A 21,139-nucleotide genomic window follows, 5' to 3' on the forward strand; every position below is an offset into this window, starting at 1 on the left:
AAGCAACAGTCACAACACTGACGTTAGCTCCGCAGTAATTGGCTCGCCCATGTGCGTTTACGCACTTTTTCCAGACGGAGGAATACCACCCATGAGCAGCGATGCCTCGACCCGCCCCGACGGCACGTCCGCCCGGGACGCGGCGCAGCGGCTGATGCGCTCGGCGCAGTACTTCTTCCCGGGCATCCAGTCCGAGGACGGGCGGGTGCTGTACCGCGAGGGCGGCCGGGCGGCCGACGAGTTCTACCGCGAGCGCTGGCGCCACGATCGGGAGATCCGCTCCACGCACGGGGTGAACTGCACCGGGTCGTGCTCGTGGAAAGTGCATGTCAAGGACGGCATCATCACCTGGGAGACCCAGGCGACGGACTATCCGTCGGTGGGGCCCGACGCGCCGGAGTACGAACCGCGCGGCTGCCCGCGCGGGGCCTCGTTCTCCTGGTACACCTACTCCCCCGCCCGCATCCGCTACCCGTATGTGCGCGGGCGGCTGCTGGAACTGTGGCGCGCCGCCCGCGCCCGTCACGCCGATCCGGTGCGCGCGTGGGCGTCCATCGTGGAGGACCCGGAGGCCGCGCGCAGTTATAAACGGATCCGCGGCAAGGGCGGATTCGTGCGGGCGAGCTGGTCCGAGGTGATGGAGCTGATGGCCGCCGCGCATGTGCACACCATCGCGCGCTGGGGTCCGGACCGAATTGTCGGATTCTCCCCCATTCCGGCCATGTCGATGGCGTCGTATGCCGCGGGCACCCGCTTTCTGTCGCTGATCGGCGCGACCCTCTCCTCGTTCTACGACTGGTATTCCGATCTGCCGATCGCCTCGCCGCAGGTGTTCGGCGACCAGACCGATGTTCCCGAATCCGGGGACTGGTGGAATGCGGGTTATCTCATTCTGTGGGGCACGAATCTGCCGATCACCCGGACGCCGGACGCGCATTTCATGACCGAGGCGCGATATCGCGGGCAGAAGGTGGTCGTGGTCTCCCCCGACTACTCCGATCACACCAAATTCGCCGATGATTGGCTGCCCGCGGCGCCGGGCACCGACGGCGCGCTGGCGATGGCGATGGGGCATGTGATCCTCACCGAGTTCTACCGCGATCGGCAGGTGCCGCGCTTCGTCGAATACGCCACCACCTACACCGATATGCCGTTCCTGGTGACTCTGGTCGAGCGCGGGGACGCCTACGTGGCGGACAAGTTCCTCACCGCCGCCGACCTGGGGCACGACATCGCCAATGCCGAATTCAAAACCGTCGTGCTGGACGAGGTTTCGGGCGAGCCGCGGGTGCCGCAGGGATCGATCGGATTCCGCTGGGGCGACGAACCGGGCCGGTGGAACCTGCACCTGGGCGAGATCGATCCGGCACTGACCCTGTACGGGCGGCCCGAAACCCGGCCCGTGCCCGTCGATCTGCCGCGCTTCGACCGGGGCGGGGAGGTGCTGCGCCGCGGCGTGCCCGCCCTGCGCATCGGAAACCAGGTGGTGACAACGGTTTTCGATCTGGTCATGGCGCAATACGGCGTCGCCCGGCCCGAGTTGCCGGGTGACTGGCCGCGCGATTACGACGACGCCGAGGCTCCCTACACCCCGGCCTGGCAGGAGGCGATCACGTCGGTACCGGCGGCCGCGGCCACCCGAGTCGCGCGGGAATTCGCGCGCAATGCCGAACGCAGCGGCGGCCGTTCGATGATCGCCATGGGCGCAGGCACCAATCACTGGTTCCACTCCGATCAGATCTATCGCACCTTCCTGGCGCTGGTGCAGTTGTGCGGCTGCCAGGGTGTGAACGGCGGCGGCTGGGCGCATTACGTGGGTCAGGAGAAGGTGCGGCCGCTGACCGGCTGGTCGCATCTGGCCTTCGGCTTCGATTGGCAGCGCCCGACGCGGCATATGGCCGGGACGCCACTGTGGTGGCTGGCCACCGATCAGTGGCGCTACGAAGGCTTTTCGGCCGATGTCTTCACCAGCCCGCTGGCCTCCGGGCAGCTGGCCGGGCGCAGCGTGCCCGACTGCAATGCCCTGGCGGCCCGGCTGGGGTGGATGCCGTCGCATCCGGCGTTCGACCGCAATCCGCTGGATCTGTGCGACGAGGCCGAGCGGGCGGGGGTGTCCGTGCCGGACTACGTTGTCGAGCAGTTGAAAAGCGGCGCACTGCGATTCGCGGCCGAGGATCCGGATGCTCCGGAGAACTTCCCCCGCATCCTCACCGTGTGGCGAGCCAACCTGTTCGCCTCCTCGATGAAGGGGCACGAATACCTGCTGCGGCATCTGCTGGGCACCGACGATGCGGTCACGGCCGCCGAAACCCCGCCGCACCTGCGTCCGGCCGAGGTGACGTGGCGCGACCCCGCGCCGGTCGGCAAGCTGGATCTGTCGGTGGCCATCGACTTCCGGATGACCAGCACGTGCCTGTTCTCCGATGTCGTCCTGCCCGCCGCGACCTGGTACGAGAAGCACGATCTGTCCAGCACGGATATGCATCCGTTCGTGCACTCGTTCACCCCGGCCATCGCGCCGCCGTGGGAGACACGCACCGATTTCGACATCTTCCACACGCTGGCCGCCGAATTCTCGAGACAGGCCGCCACCCGTCTCGGCGTGCGCCGCGATGTCATCGCGGCGCCCCTCGCCCACGACACCTCCGATGAACTCGCGCAGGCGGGCGGTCGCGTCCGTGACTGGCGGCGCGGCGAATGCGAGCCGGTGCCGGGTAAGACCCTGCCGAAACTGGTTGTGGTCGAACGGGATTACGGGGCCGTGGCGGAGAAGATGGCCGCCGTCGGCCCGCTGCTGGACACGCAGGGGACGACGACCAAGGGCCTGACCTGGCTGCCGGACAAGGAGATCGACTACCTGCGGCGCAAGAACGGCACCGTCCGCCACGGCGTCGCGCGGGGCCGCCCGTCGATCGCCCGCGACGAGCAGTTCTGCGAGGCGGTGCTGGCGCTGTCCGGCACCACGAACGGGCGGCTGGCCGTGGCAGGTTTCCATGCACTCGAGCGGCAGACCGGGGTCGAACTCGCCGATCTGGCCGAGGAGCGCAGCGGCGATCGAATCACCTTCGCCGACACCCAGATTCAACCGCGCGTGGTGATCACCTCGCCGGAGTGGTCGGGCAGCGAGACCGGCGGGCGCCGATACTCGGCCTTCACCATCAATGTGGAGCGGCGCAAACCGTGGCACACCCTCACCGGCCGCCAGCATTTCTTCCTCGATCACGACTGGCTGGCCGAATTCGGTGAGCAGCTGCCGACCTACCGGCCGCCGCTGAACATGGTGGCGCACTTCGGGAAACCCGCCGTCGGCGACGACGATCGCCCGGAGGTGGTGGTGCGCTATCTGACCCCGCATTCGAAGTGGTCGATCCACTCCACCTATCAGGACAACCTGCACATGCTGACGCTGTTCCGGGGCGGGCCGGTGATCTGGATGAGTCCGGCCGACGCCGCGGCTATCGGTGTCGCCGACAACGACTGGATCGAGGCCTACAACCGCAACGGCGTCGTCGTCTGCCGGGCGGTGGTCTCCCACCGCATGCCGCAGGGCACGGTGTTCATGTACCACACCACCGATCGCCAGGTGAACGTGCCGCGCGCCGAGATCACCGGCCGCCGCGGCGGCAACGACAACTCGCTGACCCGGGTGCTGATCAAGCCGACCCATCTGATCGGCGGATACGCCCAATTCACCTACGGCTTCAACTACATCGGTCCGACGGGACCGCAACGCGACGAGATCACCGTCATCCGGCGGCGCGCTCAGGAGGTCGACTACCGATGAGAATCATGGCGCAGGTGGCGATGGTGATGAACCTGGACAAATGCCTGGGCTGTCACACCTGCTCTGTCACCTGTAAGCAGACCTGGACCAACCGGCCGGGCACCGAATACGCCTGGTTCAACAATGTCGAGACCAAACCGGGTTCCGGATACCCGTACCGGTACGAGGATCAGCAGCACTGGCACGGCGGCTGGACGCTGGGTCGCCGCGGCAAGCTGAAACTGAAGGCGGGCGGACGAATCCAGAAGCTGCTCAACCTTTTCCACAATCCGGATCTGCCCGCGCTGGACGATTACTACGAGCCGTGGACCTACGACTACGAGCAGCTGATCAGCGCGCCGCTGTCGGACGCGATCCCCACCGCCGCGCCGAAATCCCGGCTCACCGGGGCGCCGATGGTGCCGCGGCGCGGACCCAACTGGGACGACGACCTGGCCGGTACCGCCGATCACGCCGCCGCCGATCCGAATCTGGATTCCATCGCCGAGCGCGTGCGCCTGGATTTCGAGAACGCCTTCATGTTCTATCTGCCGCGGATCTGCGAGCACTGCCTCAATCCGTCGTGTGTGGCGTCGTGTCCGTCCGGGGCGATGTACAAGCGCGTCGAGGACGGGATCGTGCTGGTCGATCAGGACCGCTGCCGGGGCTGGCGGTTCTGCGTGTCCGGATGTCCTTACAAGAAGGTGTATTTCAATCACCAGAGCGGCAAGGCCGAGAAGTGCACGTTCTGCTATCCGCGGGTCGAGAACGGGCAGCCGACGATCTGTTCGGAGACCTGTGTCGGCCGGTTGCGTCATCTCGGCGTGGTCCTCTACGACGCCGACGCCGTGACGGCCGCCGCCTCGGTGCCCGAGGAGACCGAGCTGTACCCGGCGCAGCTGTCGGTCCTGCTCGACCCCCACGATCCGCAGGTGATCGCGCAGGCCGAGCGCGACGGCATCACCCGTGACTGGGTGCTGGCGGCCCAACGGTCGCCGGTCTATGCCCTGATCAAGAAGTACCGTGTGGCGCTGCCGCTGCATCCGGAGTACCGGACGTTGCCGATGGTGTGGTACGTCCCGCCGTTGTCGCCGGTCATCGATGCGGCGCGGGCCACGGGCCGCTCCGAGGATCCGGATGATGTGTTCGCCACCATCGACGAATTACGCATCCCGGTCGGCTATTTGGCGAATCTGTTCACCGCTGGGGATCCGGCTCCGGTGGAGCGGTCGCTGCGCACGCTGACCGTGTTGCGGAACTACATGCGCGGCCAGCAGTTCGGTGAGACCAGTGATGAAAGAGCCCTTGCGGCAGTCGGATTGAGTGCCGAAGATATCGAGGACCTGTACCGCATCCTGGCGATCGCCAAATACGACGAGCGCTACGTCATACCCCGCGCGCACGCCGAGCACAGCGGTGACCACCTCGCCCAGCACTGCCCGGTCGGCTACGAGAAGCCCGACGGCAAGGGCGGTCAGTTCCGCGACAGCGACGGGCAGGTGCGCTTCAACCTGCTGGGCTGGAACGGATCGGCACCGGCCCCGAACCTGTTCGGCGAGGGAGCAGGCCGGTGAACCGCTCGCAACGGTCCGCACTGTTCCATGCCGTGCTGTCTCTGCTGCTGAGCTATCCCGACCAGCGGGTGTACGCGGAATTGGAGACGATCACCGCCGCGCTGCCCATGTTCGGAGCGGCCGAACGCGGGCCGGTGGCCGAATTCGTCGCCTGGCTGCGCGAGCGGCCCTCGATCGAGGCGTCCGAAAACTATGTCCGCACCTTCGATCACACGCGTCGGCGCAGCTTGCATCTGACCTACTACCGCTACGGCGACACCAGGGCCCGCGGCATGGCGTTGCTGACCCTCAAACACAGGTATCGGCAGGCGGGTTACCCGATTCCCGAGGCCGAGCTGCCCGACTTCCTGCCGCTGGTCCTGGAATTCGCCGCGCACGCACCCGAGGCCGGGCAAGGTCTGTTGTCGCACTGCCGAGACGGGCTCGAACTGCTCGGCGAGGCGCTGCGCGAGATGAACAGTCCCTACGCGCCGCTGATCGATGCGCTGCGCGCACACCTTCCGGCGCTGCGGTCGTCGGAACGAAAACGACTGCGCGCCTTGGCGCTTGCCGGGCCGCCGCGGGAAGAGGTGGGACTCGAACCGTTCGCACCGCCGGAATACCTGACGGGAGTGGCGCGATGAGCAGCTGGCAACTGTGGTGGTGGGTCATCCTGCCGTACCTGGCGATCGCGACCTTCGTCGTCGGTCACATCTGGCGGTGGCGCCACGATCAGTTCGGGTGGACCAGCCGGTCGACGCAATTGCAGGAGCGCAGGCTGTTGCGTTGGGGCAGCCCGATGTTCCACTACGCGACCTTCGCGGCCATCGCCGGACATGTGATCGGCATCCTGATCCCGGAATCGCTCACCCGGGCCCTCGGCATTCCGGAACCGGTGTACCGCTGGTTCTCCGCCGGTGCGGGCACCGTCGCGATCATCGGCCTGCTCGGCGGCATGGGCATTCTGGCGGTGCGCCGGCTCACCACCGCCCGCGTGCGGGCCGCGACCACCCCGCTGGACTGGGTGGCCTTCGCCCTGCTCACCATCGTCGTCGTGCTCGGCGTGATTCCGACCGTCGGTGTCAATCTGCTCGGCCCCGGCTACGACTACCGCCAGAGTGTGGCGCTGTGGTTCCGCGGTCTGCTGGTCGGTTCACCCGATGTCGCGGCCATCGCGCACGCACCGCTCGTGTACCAGGTCCACGCCACGGCCGCCTGGGCCATCCTCGCGGTCTGGCCGTTCACCCGGCTGGTGCACGCCTGGAGCTATCCGCTCTGGTACCTGTGGCGCCCCTACATCGTCTACCGCAGCCGGGCCGCCACCCGTCCCGCCGAACCCGGCACCGGCGGCCGACGCTGGCAGCGCATCGGCGCGCGCAACTGACCCTCCGCACCCCTTACGGGCCTCCACAACGAGTGCGGAGAGCCGCAAGGGGTGCGGCTGCGGGGTCGCGCGCGGTCGTGCCGCCGGTTGCTCCGGTGGCGCCGACCCGTATCCGAGGGCGGTACACCCCTCAGGATGAGATGCACCGAAAGGTATTCGATACCCGGGCGCTTCCGGCTGGGACCGATTTGACTCCGCCGCCACATTTCCTCGGTATCAGCAGGTCGGCGGCTGGGGCGAATTCTGTGATCAGCACCAGTTGGCGTGGGGGCGACACAGGGTGCGGCCACCGTCGTCGGAGCGGGCGCCGCGGACGGAGGCGTTGTCGGTCAGGTCCGCGTTGCGCTGACGGTGATATTCGCGCAGGTTCTCGCGATGCTGGTTGCGAGCCATAGGACCCGAGTCGGCGTGGTGGAAGCCGTAGGGGTCGATGTGGTCTGCGGCGGTTGCGCCGGGGATGGTCGTGCGGGTGCTGGAGGAATTGCCACTGCCGTGCGAAAGCCCGTCGCGCGCACCGGATTCGGCCGCCACCGTCGTCGCCGACACCGTGATCGCCGCCGCGGCGGCCGCGAGGACCAGCACGAACGATCGCATCCTGCCGATCCGCCTCGTGATTGCTGCGGGTGAACGACGGACTCCGTGGTCGCCGGTCGCCGACGTCGTGTTCAGAACACTCTGCGTCATGGCCGCACTGCCTTTCTGCTCTCGTGTGCCCTGGTCACCGCCGGCACAGTGACCCATCTACGTAGTCGGATAGTAGATCGCGAACCTGAGACGACCCTTAGATGCCGAGGAGTAGCCGGTCGCCGCCCTCTGCGATCGACGACATGTCAACAGGCCAGAGCCTTTATGCCCCAATCCGTTTCATCGTCGTCGCCACTTCCGTTCGCGCACACCGTTTCCGACGCGGCGGCCGATCGACCGTTCCTCTGTCGCGGCCGCACGCAAAAGAACAACGATGTGACGACTCGGGCATTCCGGGCGCGCATGTGTCGAACGTCACGCCGCGAAAGATGTTGCCGCACAGAAGGAATCTCACACTCCGAGACGTGGTTGCATGTGGCGCAACAAGGTGCGTCGAAACGGATTCGGGACTAACTTCTCCATGATCCCGGCAAAAAGCACGCCGGGAAGACGGGGTGGTTGATGCACGCCGGGAAGACGGGGTGGTTGATGCACGCCGGGAAGACGGGGTGGTTGATGCACGCCGGGATGAGGGGTGAGATGCACGCCGGGATGATGGAGGAAGCACGTGCGCATTCTGCTGGTCGCCAGCGCATTCAACAGTCTCACGCAGCGGGTCCACGCCGAGCTGCGTGACTCAGGGCACCGGGTCGGTGTCGAGCTGGCGCTGGGAGACGACCTGCTGCGCGCACGGGTGGCACAGTTCCGGCCGGAGCTGATCCTGGCACCGATGCTGACCACGGCGATCCCGGAGGACATCTGGTCCACCCACACCGTGTTGATCGTGCATCCCGGGCCGAAGGGCGACCGCGGCCCCTCGTCGCTGGACTGGGCCATCAGCGAGGGCGCGCAGGAGTGGGGCGTGACGGTGCTGCAGGCGGTCGCCGAGATGGACGCCGGGCCGATCTGGGCCTCGGAACCTTTCCCGGTCACTCCCTGCGGCAAGAGCGAGCTCTACCGCAACGAAGTCGCCGATGCCGCGGTCCGGGCGGTGCTGCTGGCCGTGGAACGGTTCGCCGCAGGCGGATTCGACCCCGAGCCGCTCGACTACGGCCGCCCCGATGTGCAAGGACGGCTACGCCCGTACCACACCCAGGAGTTCCGCCGCATCGACTGGACCGCCGACGACACCGCCACCGTGCTGCGCACACTGCGCGCCGCCGACTCCCAGCCCGGCGTCCTCGACGAACTGTACGGGCGGGAGTTCTTCCTGCACGGCGGCCATCACGAGGACCGGTTGCGCGGCATCCCCGGCACCGTCATCGCGACTCGCGACGGCGCGATCTGCCGGGCCACCGTCGACGGCGCCGTCTGGCTGCCGCAGCTGCGGCCCCGCCGGACACCGGGCGGCCCGGCGACCTTCAAACAGCCCGCGACCGATGTGCTCGACCCGGAATTGCTCGCCGGTGTGCCGGAGGTGCCGATCACCCCGGCCGAGGCCGCCGCCCGCGATACCTGGTCGGAGCTGCGTTACCGCGAGCACGGCGAGGTCGGCTACCTGGAATTCTCCTTCGCCGGCGGCGCCATGAGCACCGGCCAGTGCCGCCGCCTGCTGGCCGCCTATCGACAGGCCTGCGCGCGACCGGTCGACGTCTTGGTGCTCGGCCCGGCCCGCGACTTCTTCTCCAATGGCATCCACCTCAATGTGATCGAGGCAGCCGCCGACCCGGCCGAGGAATCCTGGCACAACATCAATGCCATGAACGATCTGGTGGAGGCGATTCTCACCACCACCGACAAAGTGGTGATCTCCGCACTGGCCGGAAATGCCGCGGCCGGTGGGGTGATGCTCGCACTGGCCGCCGACGAGGTGTGGTGCCGCGAATCGGTGGTGCTGAATCCGCATTACCGGCTGATGGGCCTGCACGGTTCCGAGTATTGGACCTACACCCTGCCGCGCCGGGTCGGCGCCGCCGAGGCCGACCGCCTGACCCGGGAGGCGCTGCCGGTCGGCGCCGCGGCAGCGGGAAGGCTGGGCCTGGTCGACCGGGTCGTGCCCGGTAGCGCGGCCGAATTCCGGTCGTGGGTGCGGCAGCAGGCCCAGGCGCTGGCCGCCGCCCCGGAACTGCAGGACCGGCTGGTGACCAAGAAGCGGCGGCGAGCCGCCGACGAGGCCGCCAAACCGCTGTCCGCCTATCGCGCCGAAGAATTGGCGCAAATGCGCCAGAACTTCCACGGCGAGGGTGAGACATACCACCAATTGCGCCGAAACTTCGTGCACAAGGTGCGTCCGGCCGCCACGCCCGCACATCTGCTCGGCTGAAAACGAGAGAAAACTTCCGTTAGGAAATATCCCGCGAAGCCGACGTGAACTATTGTCCGGCCACAAATTTATAACGTCGAAGCCAACGGAGTACGCGTGCTGCAACTCGATCACTTCAGTCACGGATGGCTGACCCCGGTCATGGCCTACCTGATGTCCGTCATCGGTTCGGTGCTCGGCCTGCGGTGCGCCTTTCACGCCCGGTCGGCGCGCTGGCCCGCGGGCTGGCTCGTCGCGGCGGCCGTGGCGCTCGGCGGCGCGGGCATCTGGGTCATGCACTTCACGGCGATGCTGGGTTTCTCCATCGTCGGCGTCACCATCCGCTACGACATGCCGAAGACCCTGCTCAGCGCGGCCATCGCGATCCTGGTGGTGTGGATCGGGCTCTCGATCGCTGTGCGCGGGCGACGGGAGGTGCTGGCGCTGCCGGTGGGCGGTGCCGTCACCGGGCTCGGCGTGGCGGCCATGCATTACCTGGGCATGTACGCCATGCACTCGCAGGCCGAGATCGGATATCGGCTCGGGCTGGTGACGCTGTCGATCGTGATCGCGGTGGTCGCCGCGACCGCGGCCCTGTGGTTCATGCTCCACGTGCACGGTTTCCTGGCCACCATCGGCGCGGCGCTGATCATGGGCCTGGCGGTGTGCGGAATGCATTACACCGGAATGGCATCGATGCAAGCCCACCACGGCACCCACGGAACCCCGCCCGGCGGCGCCGAGCCCATGCAGCTGCTCACGCCGCTGATCGTGACCGTCACGCTGGTGACCATGATGCTGATCGTGCTGGTCGGTTTGGCCGAGATCGACGAGCGCTATTCGGCGGACCGGCTCGCCGACCGGCGCGAATCGGGCACGGCGGCAACGGTCGTCGACGGCGGGAAGCAATGGCCCCGGGCGCTGCCCGAGGACCACGACTCCGAGGGGTCGTCGGTCAGCCTTGCGGCACTCAGCAAGGCAGGCCGGTCGAAGTCTCGGCGATAAGCACCTCAGGCAATGCGCCGCAGATAGTCCGCGAGCGGCTCCGGTTCGGTGGCGATCGCGCCGATATAGCCGTCGGGGCGGACCAGCACCAGCGTGCCGGGGGCGACGTCGTAGTTGCGGCGAGCCTCGGCGGAGTTGTCGATCCGATACGCCCTGACCCGGTCGCCGAACGGGCGGGCCAGGTCGGCAGGGTCGGTGCCGAATCCGAGCAGGGTGACGTGCGGGCCGCGGAACAGGTCGAACAGTCGCACGTCGCCGCAGCGCGCATCGGGTGCCCGGTCGCCCGCCCGCAGGGCGCCCGGATGGTCCCGGACGTCCACGGCGAGCGGTCCACCGCGATAGTTCAGCCGCAGCTGGAAGATGTCGGGCTCCTGTTCCTCGGCCGGTGCCTCGCGAAAGTTGCGGTGGTGCAGGCGGGTCGAGACACCCAGCACCTCCGCCGCCACGGGAAACCGTTCGGCCTCATAGGTGTCCAGCAGTTCGCCGGGTGCGCCACCGAGGACGGCGGCCAGTTTCCAGCCCAGGTTGTAGGCGTCCTGGACGCTGGTGTTGAGGCCCTGGCCGCTGGCCGAGGAATGTGCGTGTGCGGCATCTCCCGCCAGGAATACCCGGCCGACGCGGAAGCGATCGACCATTCGCACGTTGACGCGGTACAGCGAGATCCAGCGCAGATCCGACAGCACGATGTCGGACCGCCCGGATCTCTCGTCCAGCAGCTTCTGCACCGCCGCGAGCTCCAGGTCCGGGACCTCGTCGGCGGCGACGGTCGCGACGAACTGGTAGTAGTCGGTCCCCGGCAGCGACCAGAGCGAGAATCGATCGGTGACGTCTCCGGTGGTCAGTATGTGGCAGTAGGTGCCGGTCAGCCCGTCGGCACGGACATCGCCGATCAGGGTTCGCTCGGTTTCGAAGGTCTCGCCCTCGAAGCCGACCCCGAGCGTCTTGCGGACGGTACTGCGACCGCCGTCGGCGCCGACCAGATACCGCGCCCGGACCCGCTCGATCGTGCCGCCATGGCTCAGGGTGGCGGTGACGCCCCTGTCGTCCTGGCCGACATCGACCAGTTCGGTGGCGAATTCGATGCGCCCGCCGAGCTCGACGAAGCGGTCGCGCAGGATCTCGTCGGTGCGCCACTGCGGGAGCAGCCACACGTCCGGGTAGGGCACGCCCTGCTCGGGGTCCGGCCGAGCGACGCCCAGCATTTGCTGAACCGTGCGAGTCCACTGCACGCTCGTGCCGCGGTACATGCGGAACTCGGGAAACGGCGCACCCGATGCCAGTACCGCGTCGATCACGCCGAGGTCGTCGAACACCTCGAGGGTGCGCGGCTGCAACCCTTTTCCGCGGGAACCGGGGAACAGCGCGGGTGCCTTGTCCACGAGGCGGACGGAGATTCCGCGGCGGGCCAGCTCGCAGGCCAAGGTCAGACCGGTCGGTCCGGCACCGGCGATCAGCACGGGGAGGTCGGGGGTCATGCTCTGTCGTCCTTATCGGGGAAGCTGCGGGTGAGCAGCGGAATAAGCAGTTCGTCCACCAGATCGGCGAGGAATTCCCGGTCCACCGGTTCGCCGAGACACATGCGGCGCATGATTTGACCCTCGGAAACCTGGTGGGCGCGTTCGATTTCGGTGTCGGCGGGCAGTTCGCCGCGGGCGATCGCGCGGTCCACGACGGTGCGGAACGGACCCAGATCCTCGTCGGCCACATGGGATTTCAGCTCCCGAGCCAGCTCGGGATCCACCCGCATGGCATGCATGAGACCGGTCAGCATGGTGACGTACCGGTCGTCGACCTGAGCGCACAGCGCGGTGAGGGCCGCGAGCAGATCCCCGCGCAGCGTGCCGGTATCGGGAATCGCGGCGACGTACTGGGCATCGTGCGCATCCATCGCCGCCTTGACCAGCGCCGGTTTCCCGGGCCAGCGCCGATAGATGGTGGCCTTGCTGGCCTGCGCCCGCGCCGCCACCGCATCCATGGTCAGCCCCCCGTACCCGACCTCGCCGAGCAACTCGTAGGTCGCCGCGAGAATGGCCTGCTCGCGTTCGAGACCACGGGCCATGACACCTCCAAGTGAACGGTACTGTTTCGTACACTTCGATGGTAGCGTACTCCCGGCGAAAAGCACGCCGGGAAATCGGGGATGGGGCACGCCGGGAAATCGGGGATGGGGGCACGCCGGGATATGCGGGATGGGGCACACCGGGATATGCGGGGTGGGGCACGCCGGATACGGAGGTGAGGCACGCCGGAATACGAGGGGTGAGGCACACCCGGAATACGAGGGATGGGGACGCCGGGTCGGCGAGGCCGTCGGCGATGGAGTTCAGTTTCTGCAGAACCGCCGCGGCCCGGCGGGCGATATCAGCCGGTGTAGCTGGCGCGCTGGACCCAGGCGTCCGCCGCGGCCTTCGCCTCGGCCACGGACGGGGCCGAGGCCTCGCTCACCAGACTTCCGTCCTGGCGGCCGATGCGCCAGGCGCAGGTGGTTCGGCTCGTCGCCTTCACTCGCCCGCGGTACTCGCCGAAGTCCTTGGTGAGCCACCACTCCGCGGGGCCGCCGGCCAGCTCCCAGCCGTCGGTCGCATGCTCCGGTCGGATCGGCCCGAACGGGCGCTCCTCCGAGTTCGCGCGGTCCTGGTCGGCCACCTGCTTCCCCTCTACTTCCCCGCCGCTCGATACCAGTATCCTCGCCTGCCTTGTGCCGCAACGCTATTTCGGCATCGAATAGATCGTCGCAGTAGTCGGCGGTTCGGGCCAGTCCCTCGATTCGAGCAATGCCGAATTCCCTCAGCAGTACGGTGCGACGTTGCGCACGCAATATTGCGACTCGCCAAAACCCTTGCGGCCCTGTGGAGTTGAAGGTCGTTGTCACGAGAACGCCGGTGGCCGAAATACGACTCGCGGCGGTATCGGTTCCTCAGAAGCGGCGGGCCCCACTGACCGGCATCTCCGAGATCGGCGACATCACCACACCGCTGCCGCTGGTGGCCGCGTGGATGACCTTGCCGTCCCCGGCGTAGAGGGCGGAATGTTGACCCCCATAGAACGACACCAGATCGCCGGGCTCCAACTCGTCCAGCGACACCGGGGTGCCCGCGTCGAGCTGTTCGTAGCTGGTGCGCGGCAGGTCCACACCGGCCTGCTCATACGACCACTGCACCAGGCCCGAGCAGTCGAAGGAGTCGGGGCCCGCCGAACCGTAGGAGTAGGCGGCGCCGAGCTTGGATTCGGCGGCCTCCACGGCGCGTTCCCCCTGGGTCTTCTCCGGCGCGGCGGGTTCCGGCCAGGCGAGACCGGGAATCGGTGGCAGTGAACGGAAGTCGAAACCCGGGGCGAGGGACTGCAGGGCCGACATCACTCCGGCGGCCGCCGCCTCGACCGGCGACTGCGGAGCGGTCGGCGTTTCGATCGGTCGCTGCGCGTCGATCGCCTGCGCCTCGATCACAGTCGTCGCGGGGGCCGGCGCCGGGGCGTCGTCGACGATGGCGATGAGTTCGTCCGGAATCCCAGCGGGAGTCGGTACTTCGCCGGGAATTTCGACGGTTCCGACGCCTGGAATGGTCACCGGCTGCGCGGTGGCCTGCCCGGTGGTGAGCAACAGGGCGCCGATCGCGCCGAGGACGACCACCGCGGCCGCCATCATCCACCAGAGCAGCTGCCGCACGTAACGGGAATATCGACCTTCGCTGTTTCCTGCCATGCTGCGGTCCTCCGATCCTTTCATCGAAGGCCGGTCCGACCGGCCCTCGAACAGTTTCGAAAAACATCGCGCTGTGCTGTCGGTTCAGCGGATCCGAGGAGCCATGATTCGCCCGAAACAATTGAATTACAAATATGAACACGCCATTTAATGATAACATCGCGATAAACAATCGAAAACCAACAGATCACGAAGAAATGCCCCGCATTGGATTGTTTTCCACTGCGGGGCATTCTCCCGGCTGGACTCAGGCGCTGATCTGCTGCTCTATTCGAGTCGCCAGGTCCCTCAATTTGGCAGCGAATTCTCGGACCGCCTCCGGGTCGTCGTTCGAGCTCTTGACGACCCGGCGAGTCAGTGCCACCAGGCGAGATTCGACTGTGCTGAACAAATCCACCGGGCGTTCCGCCGGACGTTCCCGGAATTCTCCACGCAACCAGGATTGCAAACGCTGCACTACCTGGTCCCGGTCGAATTTATCGGGTAATACTGAAATCGCCTCGCGGATTTTTCCGGCGGTGACCTTCTCCTTACCCGCGGCGAGCGTGGCATAGACCGTGACGGCGGCCTCCTCGCCGTATTCGGCGGCCACCGGCAGCAGCTCGCGGATCTGGCCCTCGTTGATGCCCGGTGCCATGGGATGCAGGCGGGCGGCCAGCGGCCAGGCGCGAATCAGCTTGTGGGCGTAGGAGCGCTGCATATCCCATCGCTGCTCGACATAATCGTCGAAGGTCGCGTAGGCGTCGCGATACAGTCGCCCGTCCCGGACGATCTGCAAGGCGCGCCCGGCCGCCCAGAAGGCCAGCCGCAGGGTGCCGATCGAGGATTCACAGGCCGACAGCTGGGCCTGCTCCCGCTCGCTCAGCGGCCCGTCCCCGGCCGTCGGCAAAGGCATGGTCAGCACATTCGAGGCGGGGCCGGGCTCGGACGGCACCACCGTCAGGGCGGCCCCCGAGCGGCGCCATTCGGCATCGCGCAGCGGCGAGACCGGTGGCGTGTGCTCGGCCGTGTCGGCCAGCGGATTGGCGGCGGCGGCCGCCCCGCCGATCATCGATTTCCTGCGTTGCGGAGGCATCAGGCAGGCACCCCCAGCGCGACGCGGTAGGGCGCGACCAACTCGTCGCCCACCTGGCGGTATTCACCCAGATCCACGAGTGGATTCTCGGCTCCCTCGCCGACTTCCCCATCGGCGGCTTCCCGATACCACTTCCATGCACTCAAATAGGATTCGAATACCTCATAGCCGGCGTCTTCCAGATGCGCCCGTTGGGTGCGGTATTCGGTGGACACATTGGTGCCGTTCTTCATTGTGACCGGCACCTTCGTCATCAGCACTCGGACCCGTATTTCACGGGCCGCGTCGGCGGCCGCCTCCTCGGCGGCCCGATATGTACTCGGCACTCTTTTCACCTCCGATGGACTCACACTCGTCAACAGCACGAGCTCGTCGGTCGAGGGAATGGCGGCCTTGAAAATATCCGCCGATTCACCTCCGGCATCCACGATCACCACGTCGTAGTCCGCGGAATTATCGGCGATGCAATCGTCGACGTGCCGGGACGGAAACGCGATGAGCGTGAAGGGCACCTCGATCTCACCCTTGAGCAACCTCCGGTACCAGGAATATCCGGTCTGGCTCAGCGGATCGGCGTCGATCACCAGCACGCGCAGCTCGTGCACCTGCGCGAAGTAGCCGGCGAGAAAAAAGGCGGAAGTGGTCTTCCCGACGCCGCCCTTCAGATTCCCCAGTGTCACCACCAGAGGTTTGGGCAGATCGAGCGGTGCAACAGATTTCGCCATGAACATCCTCCTGTAATGAGGAGCGCATTACTGTGCCGATCCAGTCTTACACGCATGTAACTCGAACCCGTTTCATTTCCCGGCGTGTCCGGCCGCGACTCTCCCTCACACGGGCGACTGTGTCCAATTGGACACAGACAAATCAGCGTGGGGCGTCGAGCAATTCCTCTGCCAGGCGGCGGGCGTAGGGCTCGTCGGTGCCGGGGATCGAGAAGACGACGCGGAAGTAGAGGGGGGCCACGATTCGATCGAGCACGGCCTCGAGAGAGGGTGGGTGATCGCCACGGGAGCGGGCGGCGGCGAGAACGGCCTCGAAACGGTCGCTCACCCGCCGCAGGCATTCGCGCAGTCCGGCGCGGCGGTCGTCCACATCGGCGGCCACCTCGGCGCGGAAGAATGCGATGCCTCCGGGGCGGGACAGTTCGGCCAACGTCCACGCCGCGTGGTCGGCGAGATCGCCTCGCAGATCACCCGACGGGTCGGGCGCCTGTCCGATGCGATCGGCGGCGATATCGGCGAACAGCGCCGACAGCGTTCCCCATCGGCGATAGATCGTGCTGGCGGTGACTCCGGCCCGGGCCGCCACGGCAGGAACGGTCACCTGATCGGCGCCGACCTCGGCCACCAGCTCGGTCGCCGCCGCGAAGACCGCGTCGCGCACCCGCGCACTGCGTCCGCCGGGACGCTTGGCGCGGGTCTCGATAGGCACCCCGACATGCTAACGCAACAACATTTGCGTTAGACCAGCCCGCGCCGTATCGTCTCCTAACGCAAACATCTTTGCTTTTATGTGCCAGATCTCTCGGAAGGACCCGCCGTGACCGACTCCGCCTACGCCATCGGCGCACAGCTCTACGCGACACTCACCGCCGCCGACTGGGACGGCCTGCGGGCCCTGCTGCACAACGACGCCACCTGGACGCTGCCGGGCGACAACGCCATCTCCGGCACCGCGGTCGGTGCGGACGCGGTGGTGCAGCGCGCCCGCACGATCGCCGGCTACGGGCTGCGCTTCGATCTGCGCCACATCCTGACCAGCCGGGAGAACGTGGCACTGGCGCTGCACAACACGGCCCGGCGTGCGGATGCGGTGCTCGACGAGCACCTGGCGACGGTGTGCCGCCTGCGCGACGGCAAGATCGCCGAGATCGAAAGCTTCCTGTCGGATGTGCCGGGGATGAACGCCTTCTTCGTCTGATCCGACCGCCCCCGCTAGAGTGTTCGCGTGCACCGAATCTACAAAGTCACTCCGCCCCCCGCCGCCTGAGCGGGGTGGTCTCCGAGCCGAGGGTCGCGTGCCGCTCGGCTGATTCGTAGTACCGGCTCACGGTACGAGCATCGGTAGCACCTGCCCCGCGTCGTCGATCTTCCATTCCTTCGACGCAGGAGCACTCCTTCATGTCCATCGACGTCGTCGCGCCCGCGCGCGACCGCGCTGCGCTGACCCTCATCGCCGCCGGAATCCTGTGGGGAACGGGCGGTCTCGCCGGTTCCCTGCTCGGCCGGCTGGCCGATCTCCATCCGCTGTCCGTCGCCACCTACCGGCTGCTGCTCGGCGGCGGTCTGGCCATCGCATGGCTGGCCGTCACGGGCGGACTGCGCGGGGTGCCGCGGAATCCGGTGGCACTGCGCCGGATAGCGGTGACCGGCATCCTGCTGGGTTGCTACCAGGCTTGCTACTTCGTTGCGGTGCAATGGACTTCGGTCAGCATCGCGACGATGGCGACCATCGGGATGCTGCCCGTCTTCGTCGCCATGGGTGCCGCCGTCCGCGAGCGCCGCATGCCGAATCGCACGACACTGCTGTCCATCGGCGCCGCGGTGACGGGGCTCGTCTTGCTCACCTGGTCCCCCCGCGACGCGGGAACCGGCTGGGCGACGGTCGCCGGGGTGAGCTTCGCCCTGCTCTCCGCCGCCGGATTCGCGGTGATGACCTTGCTGACCGGCACTCCCGTACCGGGCCTGGATCCCTTGCGCACCACGGCATTCGGCATGTTCACCGGCGGCCTGCTGCTCACCCCGGCGGCCCTCGCCTTCGGCATGAGCCTGCCTCTGAATACTGAGGTCCTGGCCACCGCGGCCTATTTCGGGGCCATTCCCACCGCTCTGGCCTACACGGCCTACTTCCACGGCTTGCGCACGGCCGCACCAATTTTCGCCGCCCTCGCCGCCCTGCTGGAACCCCTGACCGCAACCTTGCTGTCGGTCCTGCTGTTCCGCGAACACCTCCCCACCCAGGGCTGGTGCGGCGCCGCCCTCCTGATCACCGCCCTCGCCGTGAGCTCCCGCAGATGAGGTGAGGCCCCGGCCATAAGCACGCCGACCCCGCATCCGGCGCTGGGGCGCCGGATGCGGGGAACAAAACGCCAGCGCCCACGCGGGGAACAAAACGCCAGCGCCCACGCGGGGAACAAAACGCCAGCGCCCACGCGAGGAACAAGAACACCAACCCCGCGCGGGGAACAAGAACACCAACGCCCACGCGGGGAACAAGAACACCAACGCCCACGCGGCGAACAAGAACACCAACGCCCACGCGGCGAACAAGAACACCAACGCCCACGCGGCGAACAAGAACACCAACGCCCACGCGAGGAACAAACACCAACGCCCGCGCGGGGAACAAGAACGCCAGCGCCCACGTAGCGGCATCCAGCCAGCTGCGCGGCCGTCCTCTTCGACGGCCGCGCAGCGGTACCTGGTTCCCTGCCCGGACGAAGTCCGGGCAGGGGCGTCACTTGACCGGGGTGGTTTTCGAGGTGGGATCGCCGCCGGTGGCGAGGAGGGAGTGGCGGCGGCTGTAGGCGAAATAGATGACCGTGCCGAGGGCGAACCAGGCGGCGAAGCGCAACCAGGTCATCGGGTCCAAGTAGGTGATCAGCCAGATCGAGAAGGCGATGCCGATCAGCGGGACGAACGGCATGAACGGGGTGCGGAAGGTGCGGGGCAGGTCGGGCCTGGTGTAGCGCAGCACGATCACCGCGATGCACACCACCACGAACGCCAGCAGGATGCCGATATTGGTGAGCTCGGCCGCCTGCCCGATCGGCAGCAGACCGGCGATCACCGCGGAGACGACACCGGCGATCCAGGTGATGCGGGTCGGCACATGGCGCGTCGGATGGGTCTTGGCGAACCACCGCGGCAGCAGACCGTCGCGGCTCATCGAATACCAGACGCGGGTGACCCCGAGCATGAAGGTGAACATCACCGTCAGGATGCCCACAATGGCACCCGCCGCGATCAGACTGCCGAGCCCCGGCAGCCCCACATGCTCGAATGCCGAGGACAGACCGCTCTTCGGGTTGATCTCCGTGTACTTCTGCATACCGGTCAGCACCAGGCAGACCAGCACGTACAGCACCATGGAGATGACCAGCGAGTAGATGATCGCCTTGGGCAGATGCCGTTTGGCGTCGATCGATTCCTCCGCCGCCGTCGACATCGCGTCATAGCCGAACACCGCGAAGAACACCGTGGCCGCACCCGTCACCGCGCCGCCGAAACCGAACGGGAAGTACGGGGAGTAGTTGCCGCTCTTGATGTAGAAGGCGCCCGCCACGATCACGATCAGCACGACCACGACCTTGATGCCGACCACGATGGTCTCGAACCGCGCGGCGGCCTTGATACCCCTGTTGAGCAGGAACGCGATCAGCAGACACAGCAGCGCCGCGAACAGATCCACCTTGTGCCCGGCACCGGTACCGGGCGCGCCCAGCATCCAGAGAGGCAGAGCAATGTCCAACTGCTCCAACAGGAACGAGATGTAGCCGGAGATTCCGATGGCCACCACCGCCACGATCGCGGTGTACTCCAGCAGCAGATCCCATCCGATGAACCAGCCGACCGGTTCACCGAGCACCGCATAGCCGTAGGTGTAGGCCGATCCCGCCCTCGGGATCAGCCCGGCGAATTCCGCATACGACAGCGCGGCCGCGGCACTGGCCACACCGGCGATCAGGAACGAGATCAGCACGGCGGGACCGGCTTTGTCGTGGGCGACCGCACCGGCCAGGGCGAAGATTCCGGCGCCGATGATGCCACCCACACCGATGGCGGTCAGCTGCCCGAGGCCCAGGGCCCGCTGCAGGCCACTGGACTCCTCCTCGATCTGATCGATGGGTTTGCGCCGGAACAGGTCGCGCATCGCTGGACTAGCTGGCATGTGGAGCTCTCCTTGTACAACCGGGTCGGGGCAGTGTAAATGTGAGCGCCAACACCCTGATTGTCCAGGTCCATGAATGCCGCTGTCGGATTTCATCCGCAAGAACAAACCCAGAGCCCGCTGGATATGCTGCAAGCGGACCCCGAGCCGGTTTCACGGCCTGTGATGCCGGGTGAAGGAAAGGCAGGTCATGCAGATCGCGATCGTTCTCTACGACCGGTTCACCGCCCTCGATGCGGTCGGTCCGTACGAGGTCTTGAGCCGACTCCCCAACGCGGAGACCGTCTTCGTCGCCGAACAGGCGGGACCGGTGCGCAACGACAATCACGGCAGCCTCGCGCTGGTCGCCGACCGCACCCTCGACGAGGTGACCCGCCCGGACATCGTGATCGTCCCCGGCGGCCCCGGGCAGACGCCCCAGATGGACAATCGGCGGCTGCTGGATTGGCTGCGCGCCGTCGATGCCACCACCACCTGGACGACCTCGGTGTGCACCGGCTCCCTGCTGCTTGCCGCCGCAGGCCTGCTGCGGGGTCGGCGCGCGACCTCGCACTGGCTGGCGCTGGACGAACTGGCCCGTCTCGGCGCGGAGCCGACACTCGATCGCGTGGTCGTGGACGGAAAATATGTCACGGCGGCAGGAGTCTCCTCCGGCATCGATATGGGCCTCACCCTGCTCGGCACGATCGCCGGTGACGACCACGCCAAGGCGATTCAACTGATGACCGAATACGATCCGCAACCCCCCTATGATGTGGGCTCCCCGTCGAAGGCTCCCGCCGATCTGGTCGAAAAACTCCGGGCCACAAGCCGCTTCACCCGCCACTGACCGCACGCTCC

At 67.2% G+C, this 21,139-nt stretch carries 18 protein-coding genes; 9 read left to right on the plus strand and 9 right to left on the minus strand.

Annotated elements, in window-relative coordinates:
• Nucleotides 1-91 precede the first annotated feature (91 nt).
• From IU452_RS37155 to narI, 4 genes are read left to right on the plus strand one after another with little or no spacing between them, the layout of a single operon-like run.
• Entirely contained in the window at nt 92-3,784 is a 3,693-nt protein-coding gene (locus IU452_RS37155) for a nitrate reductase subunit alpha (protein ID WP_416382409.1), read from the plus strand.
• Entirely contained in the window at nt 3,781-5,337 is a 1,557-nt protein-coding gene (narH, locus tag IU452_RS37160; protein WP_195113959.1) for a nitrate reductase subunit beta, read from the plus strand. Before IU452_RS37155 ends, narH begins: the two co-directional genes overlap by 4 nt.
• The gene (gene narJ / locus IU452_RS37165) at nt 5,334-5,960 is read left to right on the plus strand and encodes a nitrate reductase molybdenum cofactor assembly chaperone (protein ID WP_195113960.1); all 627 of its coding nucleotides are present in this window, start codon (nt 5,334-5,336) and stop codon (nt 5,958-5,960) included. Before narH ends, narJ begins: the two co-directional genes overlap by 4 nt.
• Nucleotides 5,957-6,700: a respiratory nitrate reductase subunit gamma gene (gene narI / locus IU452_RS37170; RefSeq protein ID WP_195113961.1), complete on the plus strand. Its 744-nt coding sequence runs from the start codon at nt 5,957-5,959 to the stop codon at nt 6,698-6,700. The genes narJ and narI overlap by 4 nt, the downstream gene beginning before the upstream one ends.
• A 249-nt stretch (nt 6,701-6,949) precedes the next feature.
• Here the strand turns inward: narI and IU452_RS37175 are convergent, their stop codons facing one another.
• Nucleotides 6,950-7,294, minus strand: a complete 345-nt coding sequence (locus IU452_RS37175; protein ID WP_195113962.1) for a hypothetical protein — start codon at nt 7,292-7,294, stop codon at nt 6,950-6,952.
• 658 nt (nt 7,295-7,952) lie between these two features.
• On the opposite strand from IU452_RS37175, the gene IU452_RS37180 reads away from it, so the two are divergent.
• Complete coding sequence (locus IU452_RS37180) at nt 7,953-9,647, plus strand: hydrogenase maturation protein (protein ID WP_195113963.1); 1,695 nt, start codon at nt 7,953-7,955, stop codon at nt 9,645-9,647.
• A gap of 96 nt (nt 9,648-9,743) precedes the next feature.
• Nucleotides 9,744-10,631, plus strand: coding sequence for an MHYT domain-containing protein (locus tag IU452_RS37185; protein ID WP_324193034.1), 888 nt, complete (start codon nt 9,744-9,746; stop codon nt 10,629-10,631).
• 5 nt (nt 10,632-10,636) lie between these two features.
• On the opposite strand, the gene IU452_RS37190 is transcribed toward IU452_RS37185, so the two are convergent.
• The 7 genes from IU452_RS37190 to IU452_RS39375 form a co-directional block, all read right to left on the minus strand.
• Nucleotides 10,637-12,106 carry an FAD-dependent monooxygenase gene (locus IU452_RS37190; RefSeq protein WP_195113964.1) on the minus strand — a complete coding sequence of 490 codons (1,470 nt, stop codon included), beginning with the start codon at nt 12,104-12,106 and terminating at the stop codon, nt 10,637-10,639.
• Nucleotides 12,103-12,690 (minus strand): TetR/AcrR family transcriptional regulator, encoded by a 588-nt coding sequence (locus IU452_RS37195; RefSeq protein ID WP_195113965.1) that lies wholly within the window; start codon nt 12,688-12,690, stop codon nt 12,103-12,105. The genes IU452_RS37190 and IU452_RS37195 overlap by 4 nt, the downstream gene beginning before the upstream one ends.
• Before the next feature lie 302 nt (nt 12,691-12,992).
• Nucleotides 12,993-13,277, minus strand: a complete 285-nt coding sequence (locus IU452_RS37200) for a hypothetical protein (protein WP_195113966.1) — start codon at nt 13,275-13,277, stop codon at nt 12,993-12,995.
• 271 nt (nt 13,278-13,548) lie between these two features.
• Entirely contained in the window at nt 13,549-13,986 is a 438-nt protein-coding gene (locus IU452_RS37205; protein ID WP_195114027.1) for a C40 family peptidase, read from the minus strand.
• 592 nt (nt 13,987-14,578) lie between these two features.
• Nucleotides 14,579-15,382, minus strand: coding sequence for a hypothetical protein (locus IU452_RS37210; RefSeq protein ID WP_195113967.1), 804 nt, complete (start codon nt 15,380-15,382; stop codon nt 14,579-14,581).
• A 23-nt stretch (nt 15,383-15,405) separates the two neighbouring features.
• On the minus strand, nt 15,406-16,137 hold the full coding sequence (locus tag IU452_RS37215) for a ParA family protein (protein ID WP_195113968.1): 732 nt from the start codon (nt 16,135-16,137) through the stop codon (nt 15,406-15,408).
• A gap of 136 nt (nt 16,138-16,273) precedes the next feature.
• Nucleotides 16,274-16,840, minus strand: coding sequence for a TetR/AcrR family transcriptional regulator (locus IU452_RS39375; protein ID WP_195113969.1), 567 nt, complete (start codon nt 16,838-16,840; stop codon nt 16,274-16,276).
• Nucleotides 16,841-16,948: 108 nt separating this feature from the next.
• Between IU452_RS39375 and IU452_RS37225 the strand changes: the two genes are divergently transcribed.
• Together IU452_RS37225 and IU452_RS37230 are read left to right on the plus strand one after the other, a co-directional pair.
• Entirely contained in the window at nt 16,949-17,329 is a 381-nt protein-coding gene (locus IU452_RS37225) for a nuclear transport factor 2 family protein (protein WP_195113970.1), read from the plus strand.
• A 200-nt stretch (nt 17,330-17,529) separates the two neighbouring features.
• Complete coding sequence (locus IU452_RS37230) at nt 17,530-18,426, plus strand: DMT family transporter (RefSeq protein WP_195113971.1); 897 nt, start codon at nt 17,530-17,532, stop codon at nt 18,424-18,426.
• Nucleotides 18,427-18,865: 439 nt separating this feature from the next.
• Here the strand turns inward: IU452_RS37230 and IU452_RS37235 are convergent, their stop codons facing one another.
• On the minus strand, nt 18,866-20,299 hold the full coding sequence (locus IU452_RS37235) for an amino acid permease (RefSeq protein WP_195113972.1): 1,434 nt from the start codon (nt 20,297-20,299) through the stop codon (nt 18,866-18,868).
• A 190-nt stretch (nt 20,300-20,489) separates the two neighbouring features.
• On the opposite strand from IU452_RS37235, the gene IU452_RS37240 reads away from it, so the two are divergent.
• A complete protein-coding gene (locus IU452_RS37240; RefSeq protein ID WP_195113973.1) occupies nt 20,490-21,128 on the plus strand; it encodes a DJ-1/PfpI family protein in 639 nt (212 codons plus the stop codon).
• Nucleotides 21,129-21,139 lie beyond the last annotated feature (11 nt).

It is taken from the genome of Nocardia transvalensis, from assembly GCF_015477765.1.
GTDB lineage: Bacteria > Actinomycetota > Actinomycetes > Mycobacteriales > Mycobacteriaceae > Nocardia > Nocardia transvalensis_A.